Source organism: Streptomyces bluensis (genome assembly GCF_014650715.1).
Lineage (GTDB): Bacteria > Actinomycetota > Actinomycetes > Streptomycetales > Streptomycetaceae > Streptomyces > Streptomyces bluensis.
In genome coordinates this window covers 318,052-334,666 of the sequence record NZ_BMVM01000002.1, presented here as the reverse complement: position 1 = coordinate 334,666, position 16,615 = coordinate 318,052, and the positions used below count along the sequence as shown (strand labels likewise).

Here is a 16,615-nt window from a genome sequence, read left to right as displayed (position 1 = left end):
GAGCAGTGGGGCGCGGATCACATACGATCCGCGCCCCCTTCCGCTTTCGCAGCCCTGATGGCGTGGGTAAGGTTAGGTTAGCCTCACTGATCAGGTGGGGCGGCGGCAGTGGTCCGTAGTTGTCCGGCGGGAGGTGAACCGCGTGTACGTCTGCAGTTGCTTCGGTGTCACGGAGCAGCAGGTCAAGCAGCACGCGGAGAGCGGTGCCTGCACCCCCCGCCAGATAGCGTCCGCCTGCAAGGCGGGTACGGACTGCGGTTCGTGCGTACGCCGGATTCAGGCGATCCTCGGCCGCGGGGCGTGCCCGAGCCGAGAGCTGGTCGACGGGGGCCGGCCGGTGCTGTCGGAGCTCGAACGGCTTGAGGAAGCCGCCTAGGCTTTCGTACTCGGCCCTAGCTCTCGGGCTGCTCGATCACCTGGGCGATGTAGAGCGCCTCGCCGAGCTTGTCCACCAGCTCCAGCTGGGTGTCGAGGTAGTCGATGTGGTGCTCCTCGTCCGCGAGGATCGACTCGAAGATGTTCGCGGACGTGATGTCGCCCTTGTTGCGCATCACCTCGATGCCGCGTTTGAGGCGGTCGATCGCCTCGACCTCGATCTGCCGGTCGGCCTGGAACATCTCGGTCACCGTCTGCCCGACCCGCACATGGAACAGCCGCTGGTAGTTCGGCAGGCCCTCCAGGAAGAGGATGCGGTCGGTGAGCACCTCCGCGTGCTTCATCTCGTCGAACGACTCGGCCCGCGTGTACTTCGCGAGCTTCGTCCAGCCGAAGTTCTCCTGCATCTTCGCGTGCAGGAAGTACTGGTTGATCGCGGTGAGCTCGGCGGTCAGCTGTTCGTTGAGGAATTCGATGACCTCGGGGTCGCCCTGCATCGCAGAGGCTCCTTCCAAGCGGGGACTGGCAGGTTGCCGCATGATCCCACCGCTGTCGAGGAGCGTCCAGTAAGTGCACGCTTAGCGAGTAAGGGCATGCTTCGTGCATTTTGTCCGAGTTGAGGTGGGGTGGGGTGGGTCATCTCCATCGTTCGGGGTCTGCCAGGATGGAGTCATGGGTCAGCCGGTGGAGCGTGAATCTGGAGATCGCTCGTCTGGGGAGCGCGCATCGGGGGGTGCGGAGCAGCAGCAGCTTCCGCCGGGGCAGCGGCTCCAGCGCGGCTGGCCGGTCACGCACTACGGACCTGTCCCCAGGTTCCGCTCCGAGCGCTGGGAGTTCCGGGTCTTCGGTGCCACGGCCGACGGTGAGAAGCGCTGCTGGACGCACGAGGAGTTCACGGCCCTGCCGTACGCCGCGGTCGTGGCCGATCTGCACTGTGTCACCAAGTACAGCATGCTGGGCGCCGAGTGGGGTGGCGTCCCGGCCCGTACGTTCCTGGAGATCGCCCCGCCCGCGCCCGGTGTCACCCATGTCATGGTGTGGGCCGAGTACGGCTACAGCTCCAACCTCCGGCTCGCGGACTTCGCCGCCGAGGGCACGATCTTCGCCACCCACAAGGACGGTGAGCTGCTCACCGCGGAACACGGCTTTCCGGTGCGGCTCGTGGTGCCCCATCTGTACGCCTGGAAAGGACCCAAGTGGGTCCGTGGCGTGGAGTACATGACCGCCGACCGGCGCGGTTTCTGGGAGGAGCGCGGCTACCACAACATCGGCGATCCCTGGCGGGAGCAGCGCTACTCGTACCAGGAAGAGCCCGGGGACGGCCCCGAGCTCTGACCCTGGCTCCGTGCGCGTTGCCGTGCGTCAGTGGTGGTACTGGTGCACTACCGCGTGGCCCTTGCCGCGGCCGATCATCCACTTGTTGACCGGTGTGGTCGCCAGGAACGCGATCACGAAGGCCAGGGCGAGCGCCCACCAGAAGAGGGCGTCCGCGAGGTGGGCGTCCATCGCGCCCGGGACCAGCAGGATCACGCCGTTGTCGACGAGCTCCATCACGGCGATCGACACCGTGTCCGCGGCGAGCGCGACACCGATCGCGGCCCTCAGGGGCAGGCCCGCCTTCGTGACGGCGTACAGCGTCAACGAGTAGCCGAAGATGAAGGCCAGGACGATCGCGAGGATCATCGTCGGTACGTTGTGCCAGGCCAGCGCGGTGCCGATCACCATGCCGAGGATCTCGCCGATGGCGCAGCCGGTGAGGCAGTGGAGCGTGGCCTTGGTGGCGGTGCCCCAGGTGGTCGCGCCTGGAGCGTGTCCCTCGTGGCTGTGGTGCGCGTGGCTGTCGCGTGCGGACGTGCCGTGCTCCATGGTGGCCCCCAGTGTCAGGTGACGGTTCCTGTCGCAGAACAGCAACCGTATACCCCCTGGGGGTATTCCTCAATGTGTTTGCCGCTGCCTGGATACCGCTAGCTCTCCCTGAGCTTCTTGAGCCGTTCCACGTCCGTCGCGTGGCCCACCTTGCCGCCGGGCGTCTCGATGATCAGGGGGACACCCTCGGTGGCGGGATGGGCCATGAGCGCACGGAACGGGTCCTCACCGATGTGACCGGAGCCGATGTTCTCGTGGCGGTCCTTGTGGGCGCCGACGACGTCCTTCGAGTCATTGGCGTGGATCAGCTTGAGCCGCCCTTCCCCGACGGTGTCCACCAGCAGGTCGAGGGTCTGGTGCATGCCGGTGGGCCCGGTCAGATCGTGGCCCGCCGCGAAGATGTGGCAGGTGTCGAGGCAGACGCCCAGCCTCGGGTGGGAATCGAGCGCCTCGAAGTAGGGCGCGAAGTCCCAGGTGCGCGAGCAGAGTGAGGCGCCCTGGCCCGCGGTGGACTCCAGCAGGAGGAAAGGGTCGTCGGCGTGGGTCAGTTCGTCGAGCAGCGGCAGCATGTGCTCGCGCACCTGTTTGAGGGCGACGGAGCGCTCCCGGCCACCGGTCGCGCTCCCGGTGTGGACGACCACACCCAGAGCGCCGATCTCCCGGCCCCTGCGCAACGAGTGGCGCAGTGACTGCACCGACTTCTCGACCGTGGCCCCGGTGTGCGAACCAAAGTTGATCAGGTAGGGCGCGTGTACGTACACGGGGATCGACTCGGCGGCACACGTCTCGCGGAACGCCTCGTCCTGCCGCGGATTTCCCGGCGGCGTCGCCCACCCGCGCGGATTCGCCACGAACACCTGCACGGTCTCGGCCTTGAGATCGTGAGCGTAGGAGAGCCCCACGGAATGCAGCCCACCGGCCACGGGAACATGGCTGCCCACGGGATTGCGAAGGTACTTGCTGGTCACTCACTCAGGGTGTCACGGCGGCTTGGGGCGACCGCCGGGGGATCCGGGGGGACTCGGGGGGTCCGGGGGACCCGGGCGCGGAGACCTCCAGGGCGCAGGCCAGGGAGCGCCTCCTGCCTGCGGCCGACCAGGCTGCGCAGGCCAAGGGGCCGTCGCCTCCACCCCCCGGCCCGACCCCGGAGGGACCCGTCAGCGGATTTCGATCGTGATCGTGGAGCCCTTGGGGGCCGTCTTCCCGCCCTTGACCGACTGCTTCTTGACCTCGTCGCCGAAGAGCCCGATCAGGCCCCGGGACTCGTCGACCCGGAAGCCGGCGGCTTCGAGCTTCTGCCTGGCCTCGTCCACCCTGTCGCCCACGACGTCCGGGACCTCGACCATCTCGGGGCCCTTGGAGATCGTCAGGGTGATCGTGTCGCCCTGGGCGGCCTCCTGGCCCTCGCCCGGCGACTGCTGCGCGACCTCGCCCTTCTCGAACTCGGAACTGATCCGCTCCCCGGCGATCTCCACCTTCAGACCGGCGTCCTCCAGCTCCGCCCTCGCGTCCTGGACCGACTCGCCCGTGACGTCCGGCACCTCCACCGGCGTGCCCTTGCTGACGGTCAGCGCGATGACCGAGCCGGAGCGGCGCTCCGTGCCGGCCTCCGGGGCCGTGCTGATCACAGAGCCGCTGGGGACCTCCTCGCTGAACGCCCGTGTGACCAGACCCGGTTCGAGGCCCTGCTGCCGCAGCCGGGACTTCGCCTCGTTCAGCCGGAAGCCCTTCGTGTCCGGCACCTTCACCATCTCCGGTCCCCTGGAGACGGTCAGTGTCACCGTGTCGTTGTCCCGTATCCGGGCGTTCGGACCCGGATCGGTGCGGATCACCTCGCCGCGCCTGATGGTGTCGCTGAACGCGTACGTGATCCGTACCCGGAGGCCCGCGGCCTCGATCCGCTGCTTCGCCTGCGCCTCGGGCTGCGTCAGCACCGCCGGGACCTTGGTGAACTGGCCCGAGTTGATGTACCAGACACCCGTGCCGGCACCGAGCACCAGCAGGACGGCCACGACGATCGCCAGCGGTCCGCGCCGGACAGCGGTGGCGTTACGCCGGGGCGCGACCGGAGGGCTCTGGAACCGGCTCGTCCGGTTCATCCCCTCGTCGTCGTTGACCGGCAACGGCCGGGGCACCGACAGCGAGCGCGGGATGACGCTCGTGCGGTCCTCGCCGTTGTGGTGCTCCCCGGCGATCGCCTGCGGCGGGACCGCGTCCAGCTGCTCGGCGCTCAGCGCGGCCCGCGCGTCCCGGGTCTGCGCGAGCAGCGCCACCGCGTCGTGCGGGCGCAGCTCGGGATTGCGGGCGGTCGCGGAGGCGACCAACTCGTCCAGCTCGTACGGCAGTCCGGGCACCGCGGCGGACGGCGGCGGCACGTCCGCGTTCAGCGCCTGGTAGAGCACCCGCGCGGGGGAGTCCCCGGAGTGCGGTTTGCCGCCGGTCAGCATCTCGTAGAGGACGACCCCGCACGCGTACACGTCGACCCGGGTGTCCGCCGTGCCGTGCTCCAGCTGCTCCGGGGCGAGGTAGGAGACGGTGCCGAGGACCTGGCCCGTGGTGCTCGTCACCGTGTCCACGGCCCGTACGAGACCGAAGTCCGCCACCTTGACCCGGCCGTCGTCCCCTATCAGGACGTTCTCCGGCTTCATGTCGCGGTGCACGAACCCGGCCCGGTGCGCGGCACCCAGCGCGGCGAGCACCGGCTCCAGGATGTCGAGCGCGGCCCGCGGCTGCAGGGCACCGCGCTCGCGCAGCACATCACGCAGGGTGCACCCGGCGACGTACTCCATCGCGAGGTAGACGTACGACCCGTCGGTGCCCTGGTCGAAGACACCCACCACGTTCGGGTGGGAGAGCCGTGCCACGGACTTGGCCTCGCGGATGAAGCGCTCGACGAACGTGCCGTCGGCGGCCAGTGTCGGATGCATCACCTTGAGCGCGAGCACACGGTCGAGGCGGATGTCCATGGCCCGGTAGACCGTGGCCATCCCGCCGACCGCGATCCGCGCGTCGATCCGGTAGCGGCCGTCGAGCAACTGGCCGACAAGCGGGTCCTGAAGGGTCGTGTCCACGCAGGTGAGTCTAGGGGCCGCCACTGTCGGCGTGCCGTCAGTCGCGTGGCGCGGGAGACGGAATGCAGCCGACCTGTGACTGTTCGCGGCGGCAGAGGCGGCTGACCGGCCCTGGGGGCGCCAGGAGCCGGAACCGGGTCAGAACGCGGGGCGCTCGGGGTCGAGTCGCGCGCGGCCCTCCGTCGGCGACGACGCCTCCGCGAAATGACGCCGCGGAATGCGTCCCGCACGGTACGCGAGCCGGCCGGCCTCCACCGCGTGCCGCATCCCCTGGGCCATGAGCACCGGTTCCTGGGCCCGGGTCACCGCTGAGGCGAGCATCACACCCGCGCACCCCAGTTCCATGGCGAGCGCGGCGTCGGACGCCGTGCCCGCTCCCGCGTCCAGAATCACCGGCACGCGCGCGTGCTCCACGATCAGCTGGAAGTTGTGCGGGTTGCGGATGCCGAGCCCGGAGCCGATCGGCGAGCCCAGCGGCATGATCGCGGCACAGCCCACGTCCTGGAGCTTCCGCGCCAGCACCGGGTCGTCGTTGGTGTACGGCAGCACCGTGAAACCGTCGTCGACCAGGGTCTCGGCGGCGTCCAGCAGCTCGATCGGGTCGGGCAGCAGGGTGCGCTCGTCGGCGATGACCTCCAGCTTCACCAGGTCGGTGCCGAGCGCCTCGCGCGCGAGCCGGGCGGTCAGCACGGCCTCGCCCGCGGTGAAACAGCCCGCCGTGTTGGGCAGGACGCCGATGCCCAGCCTGCGCAGCACGGACAGCACCGAGCCGTGCGCCTCGGGGCTCACACGGCGCATCGCGACCGTCGTCAGCTCCGTGCCGGACGCCACGAGCGCGCGCTCCAGGACATCGAGGCTCGGCGCGCCGCCCGTGCCCATGATGAGGCGGGACGAGTACGTCGTACCGCCGAGGACGAAGGGGTCGTCGGCCATGGGTCAGCCTCCTTGGACGGCGGTGAGGACTTCGACGCGGTCCCCCTCGGAGAGGGGAGTGGACGGCCACTGCGCGCGGGGGACGACGGTTTCGTTGAGCGCGGCGGCGACGCCCGACGGGGCCGCGGTGAGGGATTTCACGAGGGTGTCGAGAGCGGTGCCGGCGGCGATCCGCTGCCGCTCCCCGTTGACGAAGACGTGCACGCCGGTCGGGTCGCCGGAGCCGAGGTCGTTCATGCCGGCTGCTCCTCGATCGCGGCGGCACTGAAGCGCCGGGGCGTGAAGTCACGTGCTTCCTCGGGGAGTTCACCCGTGGTGAGCACATGCGCCATGACGTCACCGGTGACGGGGGTGAGGAGCACGCCGTTGCGGTAGTGGCCGGTCGCGAGGAGCAGCCCCTCGCACGCGGTCGGGCCGAGCAGGGGCGCGTTGTCGGGAGAGCCGGGGCGCAGTCCCGCGCGCGTCTCGGTGAGCGGCAGTTCGGTGATCCCGGGGACCAGTTCGTGGGCGTCGCGGAGCAGTTCGTACACCCCGCCCGCGGTGACCGTGGTGTCCCAGCCGAGTTCCTCGCTGGTCGCGCCCACGACCAGCTCACCGTTCTCGCGGGGCACCAGGTAGACGTGGCTGCCGCGGACCACGGCGCGCACGGTCCGGTTCAGGAAGGGCGCGTACCGCTTCGGCACGGTCAGCCGCAGCACCTGCCCCTTCACGGGCCGTACGGGCGGCAGGGCGTCGTCCGGGACGCCCGCCAGCCGCCCGCTCAGGCTGCCCGCGGCGAGGACGACCCGCCCCGCGGCGAGGTCGGTGCCGTCGGCGGCCCTGATCCCGGCAGCCCGCTCCCGGACGACTGACAGCCTCTCGGCCCACATCCGATGGAAGACCACCCCGGCGCGCTCGCAGGCCGCGACAAGCGCCCTGGCGAGCCGCCTCGGGTCGATCTGGTGATCACCGTCGACGCGCAGTCCGCCGCGTACGCCCGGCGCGAGCATCGGCTCCAGCCGGCGGCAGTCCCGTCCGCTCAGCCACTCCGACTCCAGCCCCGACTGCCGTTGCAGCGCGTGCAGTTCACGCAGGTGCGCGCGGTCGTCGGCGTCGAGCGCGACCGCGATCGTGCCGCACCGGCGGTAGCCGAGGTCCAGGCCCGTCACCTCGGTCAGCTCGGCCGCGAAATCCGGGTAGCGGCGCGCGGACGCCAGGTTGAGGCCCAGCAGCGTCTGCTCCCCGTAGTGCAACTCGGTCACCGCGGCGAGCATCCCGGCCGCCACGCGCGCGGCCCCGCCGCCCGGCTCGGGGTCCACGACCGCCGTGGCGAACCCGCGTTGCGCGGCCCGCCACGCCGTCACGAGCCCGATGACGCCGCCCCCCACGACGAGGACGTCTGCTGTACGTGTACGCGACATGGGCGTCCAGCCCCTCCCTTCGCCGGCATGACCCGGATCAGGTTCGTACGGTCGGAGGCCGCCAGCCTCCCTCTCAGCCCGGTGCGTCCGGGCTCCCGCGAGTGCTCTACGTTGGCCACCCTAGCCCGTGCCGTCCGCCCCAGTAAGGGAGCCTCCGCTCATGACCCGCCCACCCCACCGATCTCTCGACGGCCTCGTCCTCGCCCCCGTCGCGGACCAGGCCCCAGGTCAGGTGGGCACCCGCACCCGGTTCACCTACCACGAGAAGGACGGCGAGATCTGGGCCGAGTACGCGGGCGGCGATGTCGTACGGGGCCACCTCGTGGGTACGCGGGACGGTGACCGGCTGGACTTCCGGTACGTGCAACTGAAGCGGGACGGCACGACGTCGTCAGGGCACTGCGTCTCCCTCGTGACCGAGCTCCCCGACGGGCGTGTGCGCCTGGCGGAGACCTGGGAGTGGGAGTCGCAGCCGGGCAGCGGAACCAGCGTTGTGGAACAGGTCACGGAGCCCGGCCGCTGACTGACGAATTGTCAGGTGTCTATGGTGATCAGGTGAGCGAGCAGACCGAGACACGAGGGACCCGGCGGGTCGTCGTCGTGGGTGCGGGCATGGCCGGGGTGCAGACCGCGGTCGTCCTGCGGGAGAAGGGCTTCAGCGGCCCCGTCACGTTGATCGGCGCGGAGCCGCACCAGCCCTACGACAGGCCGCCGCTGTCCAAGGCCGTCCTGCTCGGCAAGGCCGAGGGATCCGCCTTCGACGTCGACTTCGAGGCACTCGGCATCGAGCTCCAGCTCGGCCGCGAGGTGCTCGGCGTGCGCCCGGGGGACCACGAACTCGACACGGCGACGGGCCCGGTCCCATACGACGTCCTCGTCCTCGCGACCGGTGCGGAACCGATCCGGCTGCCGGGCGCCGAGGGCGTGCCCGGCGTGCACCTGCTGCGCACCCTGGACGACGCGGAGCGCCTGCGGCCCGTCCTGGCCCGGCAGCACGACATCGTGGTCGTGGGGGCCGGCTGGATCGGGGCGGAATTCGCCACCGCCGCGCGCGAGGCGGGCTGCGCGGTGACCGTCGTCGAGGCCGCCGACCGCCCGCTGGCCGGGGCCCTGCCCGCCGAGGTGGCCGCCCCCATGGCCGCCTGGTACGCCAACAGCGGGGCGGTCCTGCGCACCCACGCGCGCGTGGAGCGCGTCGAGGACGGGACGGTGGTCCTGGACGACGGCTCGCGCGTGTCGGCGGGCGCGGTGGTCGTGGGCATCGGGGCACGCCCGGCGACGGCGTGGCTGAAGGACTCGGGCATCGAGCTCGGCACCTACGGCGAGGTGGTGGCCGACGACCACCTGCGCACCTCGGCGCCGGACGTCCACGCCGTCGGCGACTGCGCGTCCTTCCCTTCGGGAAGGTACGGCGAACGCCTCCTCGTCCATCACTGGGACAACGCCCTCCAGGGCCCGCGCACCGTGGCCGCCAACATCATCGGCGAATCCCCGGAGCCCTACGATCCGGTCCCGTACTTCTGGTCGGAACAGTTCGGCCGCTTCGTCCAGTACGCCGGCCACCACGCCTCCGCCGACACGACCGTGTGGCGCGGCGACCCCACGGGTGCCGCCTGGTCGGTGTGCTGGCTGCGTGAGGGGCGCCTGGTCGCCCTCCTCGCGGTGGGCCGCCCCAGGGACCTGGCGCAGGGCCGGCGGCTGATCGAGGCGGGCACGGCCATGGACCCGGAGCTGCTGGCGGACCCCTCGCGCCCGCTGAAGAACGCGACGGCGTAGCCGGGCGGCTCCGAGTGCCAGGAGGAACGGCCCCCGCGGCGTCGCCCACCCCCCCGGTCGGCCCACTCAAGGCCCGCGCCGGAGGTGGCTCGGCTACCGACTGTCAGTCCGGGATGGCAGTCTTGATGGCGTGACCGAGATTGACGCAAAGATCGATGCTCTCGTCCCCGCGTGGCTGACCCTCCCCGACATCGCCGAGATGCTCGACGTCGAGGTGACCCGCGTGCGGCAGCTGGTCAAGGAGGGCCAGCTCATCGCCGTACGCCGGGGCGAGAATCGCGCGCTGCACGTCCCCGCAGCCTTCATCGACGGGGACAAGGTCGTCAAGGGCCTGTCCGGCACCTTGACGCTCCTGAGGGACGACGGCTTCACGGTGGAAGAGATGCTGGAGTGGCTCTTCACCCCCGACCCGAGCCTGCCGGGCACCCCGGCCCAGGCCCTGAGCGAGAATCGCGGCACGGAGGTCAAGCGCCGCGCCCAGGCGCTCGCCGTCTGACGCTCGTCGCCCCAACCCACCACCCACATGCGCCGTCCGGCGTACGGGACACGGCCGGGTCCCGCCCAGCCGTGTCCCGTACGCCACCGACACATGGCCGCAGGCCGTACGCCGTACGCCATCGACAACGGGGGAGCCTCACCGTGCCCGACACCGCCCGCCGACAACTCGCCGACGCCCGCGTCTACCTCTGCACGGACGCCCGCAGGCGCCAGGGCGACCTGCCGGAGTTCCTGGACGCGGTCCTGGCCGGCGGCGTCGACATCGTGCAGCTGCGTGACAAGGGCATGGAGGCCGCGGAGGAGCTGGAGCACCTCCAGGTGTTCGCCGACGCCTGCCGGCGCCACAGCAGGCTCCTCGCCGTGAACGACCGGGCGGACGTCGCCCACGCCGTCCGCTCCGACGTGCTGCACCTGGGCCAGGGGGATCTCCCGGTCCCGGCGGCCCGCGCCGTCCTCGGCGACGACGTCCTCATCGGCCGCTCCACCCACGCCGAGGCGGAGGCCGCCGCTGCCGCCGTCCAGGACGGCGTGGACTACTTCTGTACCGGCCCCTGCTGGCCCACTCCCACCAAGCCCGGCCGCCCCGCCCCCGGCCTCGGCCTGGTCCGGTACACGGCGGGCCTCGCCACCGACCGTCCCTGGTTCGCCATCGGCGGCATCGACCTCGGCAACCTCGACGAGGTCCTCGACGCGGGCGCCCGCCGCGTCGTCGTCGTCCGCGCGATCACGGAGGCCGACGACCCCGGAGCGGCGGCGGCCGAGTTCGCCAAGCGGCTGCGCGCGGCGTAGCCCCCAAAGGCACTGGCTGTCGGCCCACTGTCCGAGGACTGGACAGCGAGTGGACGAAACGGGGCGAAAATCCCTGCTCTGGTTGGGGGACCGGCCCGGCCTGGCTAACCTGCCGGTATGGCCCTAGGAACCGCGTCCACCAGGACAGACCGCGCGGCTACCGTGCGTGACATGCTCGCCGACGGCAAGACCACGTACTCCTTCGAGTTCTGGGCTCCCAAGACCGAGAAGGGCGAGCGCAACCTGTGGAACGCCCTCCGCAGGGTCGAGGCGGTCGCCCCCAGCTTCGTCTCCGTGACGTACGGGGCGGGCGGTTCCACCCGTTCCGGCACCGTGAAGGCGACCGAGCAGATCGCCTCCGACACCACGCTCACCCCCGTCGCCCACCTCACCGCCGTCAACCACTCCATAGCCGAACTGCGCAACATCATCGGCCAGTACGCCGACGCCGGTATCCGCAACATGCTCGCGGTGCGCGGCGACCCGCCGGGCGACCCCATGGGCGAGTGGGTGCCGCACCCGCAGGGACTGACGTACGCGGCGGAGCTCGTCCGGCTCATCAAGGAGTCGGGAGACTTCTGCGTGGGCGTCGCGGCCTTCCCGGAGATGCACCCGCGGTCCGCGGACTGGCACACCGACGTCGGCCACTTCGTCGACAAGTGCCGGGCCGGTGCCGACTACGCGATCACGCAGATGTTCTTCCACCCCGAGTCGTATCTGCGGCTGCGTGACCGTGTCGCCGCGGCCGGCTGTACGACCCCGGTGATCCCCGAAGTCATGCCGGTCACTAGTGTGAAGATGCTGGAACGGTTGCCGCAGCTCAGCAACGCTTCGTTCCCGGTCGCCCTGAAAGAGCGGATCCTCACAGCCAAAGACGATCCGGCGGCTGTACGCTCCATTGGCATCGAGTTCGCAACGGAGTTCTGCGCGAGGCTGCTGGACGAGGGAGTCCCCGGACTGCACTTCATCACGCTCAACAACTCGACCGCGACGCTGGAAATCTACGAGAATCTGGGTCTGCACCATCCACCGCAGGCCTGAGACCTGAGCCGCGTACGACGTAAAGGGCAGAGCGGCCACGGCCGCAGGGAGAGTGGCGTACATGGGCTGGACGATCCTCTACATCGCGTTCGGCATCGTCGCGCTGTGGCTGCTCGGCGAGGTGCTGCTGCAGTACAAGGCACGGCTGCGTTGGCGGCTGCTCGCGTTCGCGGGCTTCCTCGGTGTCGTCCTCGGCGTCCTGATGGCCAACGTCGTGGTCATCGGCCTCGGCGCCGCTGCCTTCGCGGTCGGGCAGACGTTCGTCACGCTGTCCTTCCGCCGCGGCTTCGTGGCCGGCTGGGCCTTCAAGCGCCCGGATGAGGACGGCGGCGGCAGCAAGCGCCGTCGCCGCGAACCGGAGCCCGAAGAGCCCGACCTGGAGGTCTCCGACCTCCGGGCGACAACTGCCGGAACGTACCGCCAGGACGACGAGCCCGACGGCGACGACGATGTCTTCGCCCGCCCCCAGCGGCCCGAGACCCCGGTCGAGAGCACCGTCTACTCGCCGCAGCCCCTGCCCGACGAGACCGGCACCTACGGCGTCTACAGCGAAACCGCCTACGCGGCCGCCGCTCAGGCCCAGTCACAGCCCCAGTCCCAGGACCAGGCCTTCGGGTACGAGGGCTACTCGGGCTACGACCAGCAGCAGTACGGCTACGACCCGGCGCAGCAGCAGTACGCCGCCTACTCCGACCCGTACAACGGCGCACAGTCCTACGGCGGCGGCTATGACGGCCAGCAGGCGTACGGCCAGCAGGGCTACGGCCAGGACCAGTACGCCACCGGCGGATACGGCGAGACCCCGCCGGGCGGCGTGTGGGTCCCGCAGCAGCGCACCACCGACGACCCGCTCGGCGGCGAACTCCCGCCGGAGCAGCCCTATCCGTACCAGGGGAACGTCCAGGGCAACGGCCAGGGGAACGGCGGGGGCCAGAACGGATACGACGAGCAGCGGTACAGGTACTAGCGGCACCGGCAGCATCGGCGGCACCGGCACTTCGGTCGGCGCTACTGGGAACCCCGGAAGTCCTGTCCCTCCACGATCAGACCCGCGACCAAGGCGCCCGACATGCCCGCGTGCGGCAGACCACCGCCGGGGTGCGCCCAGCCGCCGACCAGGTAGAGCCCGGGGAAGCGCGTCGTGTTGGCCGGGTGCAGGAAACGGCCCTCACCCGCGGCCAGCGCCGGCGGGGGTACGGCACCGCTCTCGACGCCGGTCTCCTGGGCGCTGTGGCCCGGGGTGCGGACCTCGCGCCACAGGAGACGCTCGCGCAGCCGGGGCACGGCGGCCTCGGCGGCGGCGACGAGAAGGTCCGCGAACCGCTCGGCCGTGTCGCCCGACGCCCAGCCGGCTCCGGCCGGTGCCGCCGCCGACAGGACCACGGACTCGTGCGCGTCGTCCGGGCACAGAGCCGGGTCGTCCGGACGCAGGACGGTCACCGTGGGACCCGCCGGCTTGGCGGCGCCGGTGGGGCGGCTGAGGTGGTCCAACTCGGCCGTGCGGTCCGGTGCGTGCACGACCGTGCGATGCGCGGCACCGGTCTCGCGACGCCCGCGCAGGGCCAGCAGCACTGTGAACCGCCCGGGGCACGGCGACACCCGGTCGGGGCGGACGTCCCCGTCGTCCTGGAGCACATGCCCGGTCAGGCCGCGCAGCCGCACCGGGTCGACTCCCGCGACCACGTGGTCCGCCTCGGTGACCGTCCCGTCGGCGAGTTCCAGGCCGGCCGCCCGGCCGTCCTTCTCGACGATCCCGGTGACCTCGGCGCCGAAGACGAACTCCACCCGGCGCGCCAGGCACCGTTCGTACACCGCGCGCGCCAACTCCCGTATCCCGCCCCGCACATACCAGGTGCCGAAGGCGTGCTCCATGTACGGCAGCACGGCCGCGCTCGCCGGGGCGGTCCGGGGATCCAGACCATGCGCGAGCGCGTGGCCGTCCAGCAGGGCGATGAGCCGGGGATCGCGCAGCTCCCAGGCGGCGACCTCGTCCAGAGTGCTCGCCCGGCGGGTGCGCAGCAGGCGCCTGTGGGGCACCGCGGGGTACGGCTCGCGCTCGCCGAGCACCTGCCAGTCCGACCAGAGGGGCTCCTCCAGGAGGGGACGGCGCGTCCGGTCCCAGGCCTCGCGTGCCCGCACCAGGAAGTCACCCCAGCGGTCGCCCGCGCCCGATCCGAGGGCCGTGTTCAGCGCGCTGACCGTGCCGGCGCGTGAGGCGTTGGGCAGCAGGACGTCCGTGCCGTCCGGGAACACGTGCCGCGACGCCGGGTCGACCTGGACGAGGTCCACGCATTCCTCAAGGGGCTGCTTGCCCGTCTTGAGGAACAGGTCGCGGTAGACAGCGGGGAGCGGCAGGAGGCCGGGGCCGGTGTCGAAGGCGAAGCCGTCCCGCTCGTACCGGGCCACGGCGCCGCCGTACGTTTCCGTCCGCTCGTAGACCGTCACCCGGTGGCCCGCGATGGCCAGCCGGGCGGCGGCCGCCATCGCGCCCATGCCGGCGCCGATCACCACGATCCGTCCCATGCCGGCGACTTTATCGGCCACCACCGACACACGCCCGGCCGCCCTGGGATCCCGCCCCCGCCGCCCCTACCCATCCCCTCCCCAGGGGCCCCGCCCCTTCGCCCCCGCCGGGAGGCCACGCCCCCTGAAACCCCCAGCACCGCGGACCCCGGCCCCGGCCCACGCTGCGCGCACGAGCCTGGCGCCGACCTCGGGGATCCGCCCGAACTTGCCTCGGTCGGGGCTGCGCCCGAACCTGCCTCGGCGAGGGCTGCGCCCGGAGGCGCCTCGGGGCTGCGCCCGGACCTGCCTGGGGGCTTGGCCCTGGTCGGCTACTTGGGCGTTCGCGCTGGGCCTGTGCTTCGGGCTTGGACCTGGCGTCGGCCTCGGGGATCCGCCAGAACCTGCCTCGGTCGGGGCTGCGCCGATCCTGCCTCGGCGGGGGCTGCGCCCGGAGGCGCCTCGGGGCTGCGCCCGGACCTGCCTGGGGGCTTGGCCCTGGTCGGCTACTTGGGCGTTCGCGCTGGGCCTGTGCTTCGGGCTTGGACCTGGCGTCGGCCTCGGGGATCCGCCAGAACCTGCCTCGGTCGGGGCTGCGCCGATCCTGCCTCGGCGGGGGCTGCACCCGGAGGCGCCTCGGGGCTGCGCCCGGACCTGCCTGGGGGCTTGGCCCTGGTCGGCTTCTTGGGGGTTGGGGCCTGGCCTGTGCTTCGGGCTTGGGCCTGGCGTCGGCCTCGGGGATCCGCCAGAACCTGCCTCGGTCGGGGCTGCGCCTCGAACCTGCCTCGGCGCTGCGCCCGGAGTCGCCTCGGGGCTTGGCCTTGGCTGCCTCTTGGGGGCTGTGGTTGGCCCGTGCTTCGAGGTTGGGCCTGGTGCTCGTCTCCGGGCTGCGCCCGGACCGCCTCGGGGCTCGGCCCCTCGTCGGGGCAATGCCTTGCTTCCCGTTTCGGGGGCCGCCCGTCGGCCCCCGGTACTCGAACGCCGGAGTGGCTGGATTGTGCGGGCGGGGACGGTGCTTTGCCGGTTGAGGGCGGGATCTTGCGGCTTGGGGCTTTCAGCTGAGGCTGGGTGCCGCCAGCCTGTCCGGCGTTTGAGGACGAGGCCGTCAGCCGAATGAACCCCCGCCCACCCGCTCACAACCACCCACCCCATCACGCCACCTGGGGGTCTGGGGGCGGCGGCCCCCAGGGATGGGACGGGTAGGGGCGGCGGGGGCGAGATCCAAGTCCCCCGGCCCGCAGAGTACGGACGCGGACGCGATCGTCACCAGTCGGCAACGGTGCGTTCTGAGGATGAGCGCGGAGGGCTGAGTATCCGTACCTAGCCGATGAGTTGAGTACGCGCACGGATGGGCCCCGACCTGCGTGAACGAGAGAGTGGAGACACGGAAAGGGGCGCGGATCCGGCACCGCCGACACGGGGCGGCGGAACGGCTCCCGCCCTTGACCGCTCCTTCCGCCGATGAGCCACCACCGTTCGGCGGGAGCGAGGCACGGGGGGAATCCCGGGGCGACCGTACGGGGGAAACACGGGGGTACGGGGGTACGGGGGAGTACGGGGGTACGGGGGTACGGCGAAGCGCCGGTTCGAGGTGGCCCGCGGGGGACGCGGGTCACAGCGGACCGGCGCTTTCGTCGGTACCAGATACCAGCAACCCGGAACCCGGAACCCGGAACCCGGTACCCGGTACCCGGTACCAGCGTGAGTGGCTACCGCCTCCCGCTCACCCGCCCCTGGAGGAGCCGGGACAGCGCCGAGTGGACATCGTCCAGGGAACGCTCCGGCTGGAACGACTGCCAGTCCAGCGCGGCCACCAGAACCATGCCCACCAACGCGGCCGCGGTCAGCGGAACGTCGAGCTCGTCGCTCAGCTCACCGCGCTCCACACCCTCCCGCAGCACGCCCTCGACGACGGCGACCGCCTCCTGCCGGACGACCATCAGCGTGGACTGCCAGGCCCGGTTGGTGCGCCACAACTCGGCCACGTACAGCTGCGTGAACGCCGGATAGCGTTCGATGAAGACGAGCCCAGCGCGGATCATCGAGTCGAGCGCGTCGACCGTCCGCCCGCCGTCCTTCGCCGTCTTCTCCGCCGCCTCCCGTAGGGAGGCGGTGAGGAGTCCCACTCCGTGCCGCAGCAACTCCTCGAAGAGGACCGATTTACTGGCGAAGTTGTAATAGACGGTGCCCTTCGCGACCCCGGCCCGCTCGGCGATCTCGTCCACCGTGGTGGCGGAGAACCCCTGTTCCGCGATCAGGGTGACGGCCGCCTCGTAGAGCTTCTGCCGGGTCGCGGCACGACGGCTGCTGCCGCCGCCCGTGACGGTGCTGCTTTCCATGCCCCGATTCTCACAGCAGCCGGTG

17 protein-coding genes and 1 riboswitch are annotated in these 16,615 nt (G+C 71.5%); of the genes, 8 read left to right on the top strand and 9 right to left on the bottom strand.

Translation table 11 applies throughout. The features are described 5' to 3' along the window. Nucleotides 1-133: 133 nt before the first annotated feature. Nucleotides 134-376: a (2Fe-2S)-binding protein gene (locus tag IE262_RS06680; RefSeq protein WP_134032473.1), complete on the top strand. Its 243-nt coding sequence runs from the start codon at nucleotides 134-136 to the stop codon at nucleotides 374-376. A 16-nt stretch (nucleotides 377-392) separates the two neighbouring features. Here IE262_RS06680 and bfr read toward each other — a convergent pair whose 3' ends face one another. Continuing rightward, nucleotides 393-872: a bacterioferritin gene (bfr, locus tag IE262_RS06675; RefSeq protein ID WP_134032476.1), complete on the bottom strand. Its 480-nt coding sequence runs from the start codon at nucleotides 870-872 to the stop codon at nucleotides 393-395. A 175-nt stretch (nucleotides 873-1,047) separates the two neighbouring features. Here bfr and IE262_RS06670 point away from each other — a divergent pair, with 175 nt between their 5' ends. Continuing rightward, on the top strand, nucleotides 1,048-1,710 hold the full coding sequence (locus IE262_RS06670) for a sulfite oxidase-like oxidoreductase (RefSeq protein ID WP_189872011.1): 663 nt from the start codon (nucleotides 1,048-1,050) through the stop codon (nucleotides 1,708-1,710). A 27-nt stretch (nucleotides 1,711-1,737) separates the two neighbouring features. Here the strand turns inward: IE262_RS06670 and IE262_RS06665 are convergent, their stop codons facing one another. The 6 genes from IE262_RS06665 to thiO form a co-directional block, all read right to left on the bottom strand. Further along, nucleotides 1,738-2,241 carry a DUF4396 domain-containing protein gene (locus IE262_RS06665; protein WP_189872009.1) on the bottom strand — a complete coding sequence of 168 codons (504 nt, stop codon included), beginning with the start codon at nucleotides 2,239-2,241 and terminating at the stop codon, nucleotides 1,738-1,740. A gap of 98 nt (nucleotides 2,242-2,339) precedes the next feature. Beyond that, entirely contained in the window at nucleotides 2,340-3,209 is an 870-nt protein-coding gene (locus IE262_RS06660) for a deoxyribonuclease IV (protein ID WP_189872007.1), read from the bottom strand. Nucleotides 3,210-3,398: 189 nt separating this feature from the next. Next, nucleotides 3,399-5,312 carry a Stk1 family PASTA domain-containing Ser/Thr kinase gene (gene pknB, locus IE262_RS06655; protein ID WP_189872005.1) on the bottom strand — a complete coding sequence of 638 codons (1,914 nt, stop codon included), beginning with the start codon at nucleotides 5,310-5,312 and terminating at the stop codon, nucleotides 3,399-3,401. Between the two features lie 138 nt (nucleotides 5,313-5,450). Beyond that, nucleotides 5,451-6,245, bottom strand: coding sequence for a thiazole synthase (locus IE262_RS06650; RefSeq protein ID WP_134032491.1), 795 nt, complete (start codon nucleotides 6,243-6,245; stop codon nucleotides 5,451-5,453). 3 nt (nucleotides 6,246-6,248) lie between these two features. Further along, nucleotides 6,249-6,482: a sulfur carrier protein ThiS gene (gene thiS, locus IE262_RS06645; RefSeq protein WP_373304979.1), complete on the bottom strand. Its 234-nt coding sequence runs from the start codon at nucleotides 6,480-6,482 to the stop codon at nucleotides 6,249-6,251. After that, nucleotides 6,479-7,645, bottom strand: a complete 1,167-nt coding sequence (gene thiO / locus IE262_RS06640; protein WP_134032494.1) for a glycine oxidase ThiO — start codon at nucleotides 7,643-7,645, stop codon at nucleotides 6,479-6,481. Before thiO ends, thiS begins: the two co-directional genes overlap by 4 nt. Further along, nucleotides 7,643-7,754: riboswitch (TPP riboswitch) on the bottom strand. It overlaps the preceding gene by 3 nt. Nucleotides 7,755-7,805: 51 nt before the next feature. On the opposite strand from thiO, the gene IE262_RS06635 reads away from it, so the two are divergent. From IE262_RS06635 to IE262_RS06610, 6 genes are all read left to right on the top strand, one after another. Next, nucleotides 7,806-8,168 carry an avidin-fold protein gene (locus IE262_RS06635; RefSeq protein WP_134032497.1) on the top strand — a complete coding sequence of 121 codons (363 nt, stop codon included), beginning with the start codon at nucleotides 7,806-7,808 and terminating at the stop codon, nucleotides 8,166-8,168. 32 nt (nucleotides 8,169-8,200) lie between these two features. Further along, the gene (locus tag IE262_RS06630) at nucleotides 8,201-9,421 is read left to right on the top strand and encodes an NAD(P)/FAD-dependent oxidoreductase (protein ID WP_189872003.1); all 1,221 of its coding nucleotides are present in this window, start codon (nucleotides 8,201-8,203) and stop codon (nucleotides 9,419-9,421) included. A gap of 130 nt (nucleotides 9,422-9,551) precedes the next feature. Continuing rightward, nucleotides 9,552-9,917: an Rv2175c family DNA-binding protein gene (locus tag IE262_RS06625; protein ID WP_134032503.1), complete on the top strand. Its 366-nt coding sequence runs from the start codon at nucleotides 9,552-9,554 to the stop codon at nucleotides 9,915-9,917. A 143-nt stretch (nucleotides 9,918-10,060) separates the two neighbouring features. Next, nucleotides 10,061-10,708 carry a thiamine phosphate synthase gene (gene thiE, locus IE262_RS06620; RefSeq protein ID WP_134032506.1) on the top strand — a complete coding sequence of 216 codons (648 nt, stop codon included), beginning with the start codon at nucleotides 10,061-10,063 and terminating at the stop codon, nucleotides 10,706-10,708. A gap of 117 nt (nucleotides 10,709-10,825) precedes the next feature. Next, the gene (gene metF / locus IE262_RS06615; RefSeq protein ID WP_134032509.1) at nucleotides 10,826-11,749 is read left to right on the top strand and encodes a methylenetetrahydrofolate reductase [NAD(P)H]; all 924 of its coding nucleotides are present in this window, start codon (nucleotides 10,826-10,828) and stop codon (nucleotides 11,747-11,749) included. A gap of 61 nt (nucleotides 11,750-11,810) precedes the next feature. Then, on the top strand, nucleotides 11,811-12,716 hold the full coding sequence (locus IE262_RS06610; RefSeq protein ID WP_189872001.1) for an SCO2102 family sporulation regulator: 906 nt from the start codon (nucleotides 11,811-11,813) through the stop codon (nucleotides 12,714-12,716). 41 nt (nucleotides 12,717-12,757) lie between these two features. Here the strand turns inward: IE262_RS06610 and IE262_RS06605 are convergent, their stop codons facing one another. Together IE262_RS06605 and IE262_RS06600 are read right to left on the bottom strand one after the other, a co-directional pair. Further along, the gene (locus tag IE262_RS06605; protein WP_189871999.1) at nucleotides 12,758-14,272 is read right to left on the bottom strand and encodes a phytoene desaturase family protein; all 1,515 of its coding nucleotides are present in this window, start codon (nucleotides 14,270-14,272) and stop codon (nucleotides 12,758-12,760) included. Nucleotides 14,273-15,960: 1,688 nt separating this feature from the next. Continuing rightward, nucleotides 15,961-16,590, bottom strand: coding sequence for a TetR/AcrR family transcriptional regulator (locus tag IE262_RS06600; RefSeq protein WP_134032514.1), 630 nt, complete (start codon nucleotides 16,588-16,590; stop codon nucleotides 15,961-15,963). Between the last annotated feature and the right edge of the window lie 25 nt (nucleotides 16,591-16,615).

Bases quoted from the DNA above. Each gene is read 5' to 3' on its own strand.
- IE262_RS06600 (WP_134032514.1), bottom strand. From the start codon at position 16,590: ATGGAAAGCAGCACCGTCACGGGCGGCGGCAGCAGCCGTCGTGCCGCG.
- IE262_RS06635 (WP_134032497.1), top strand. From the start codon at position 7,806: ATGACCCGCCCACCCCACCGATCTCTCGACGGCCTCGTCCTCGCCCCC.
- thiO (WP_134032494.1), bottom strand. From the start codon at position 7,645: ATGTCGCGTACACGTACAGCAGACGTCCTCGTCGTGGGGGGCGGCGTC.
- IE262_RS06650 (WP_134032491.1), bottom strand. From the start codon at position 6,245: ATGGCCGACGACCCCTTCGTCCTCGGCGGTACGACGTACTCGTCCCGC.
- metF (WP_134032509.1), top strand. From the start codon at position 10,826: ATGGCCCTAGGAACCGCGTCCACCAGGACAGACCGCGCGGCTACCGTG.
- IE262_RS06610 (WP_189872001.1), top strand. From the start codon at position 11,811: ATGGGCTGGACGATCCTCTACATCGCGTTCGGCATCGTCGCGCTGTGG.
- thiS (WP_373304979.1), bottom strand. From the start codon at position 6,482: ATGAACGACCTCGGCTCCGGCGACCCGACCGGCGTGCACGTCTTCGTC.
- IE262_RS06605 (WP_189871999.1), bottom strand. From the start codon at position 14,272: ATGGGACGGATCGTGGTGATCGGCGCCGGCATGGGCGCGATGGCGGCC.
- IE262_RS06670 (WP_189872011.1), top strand. From the start codon at position 1,048: ATGGGTCAGCCGGTGGAGCGTGAATCTGGAGATCGCTCGTCTGGGGAG.
- bfr (WP_134032476.1), bottom strand. From the start codon at position 872: ATGCAGGGCGACCCCGAGGTCATCGAATTCCTCAACGAACAGCTGACC.
- IE262_RS06665 (WP_189872009.1), bottom strand. From the start codon at position 2,241: ATGGAGCACGGCACGTCCGCACGCGACAGCCACGCGCACCACAGCCAC.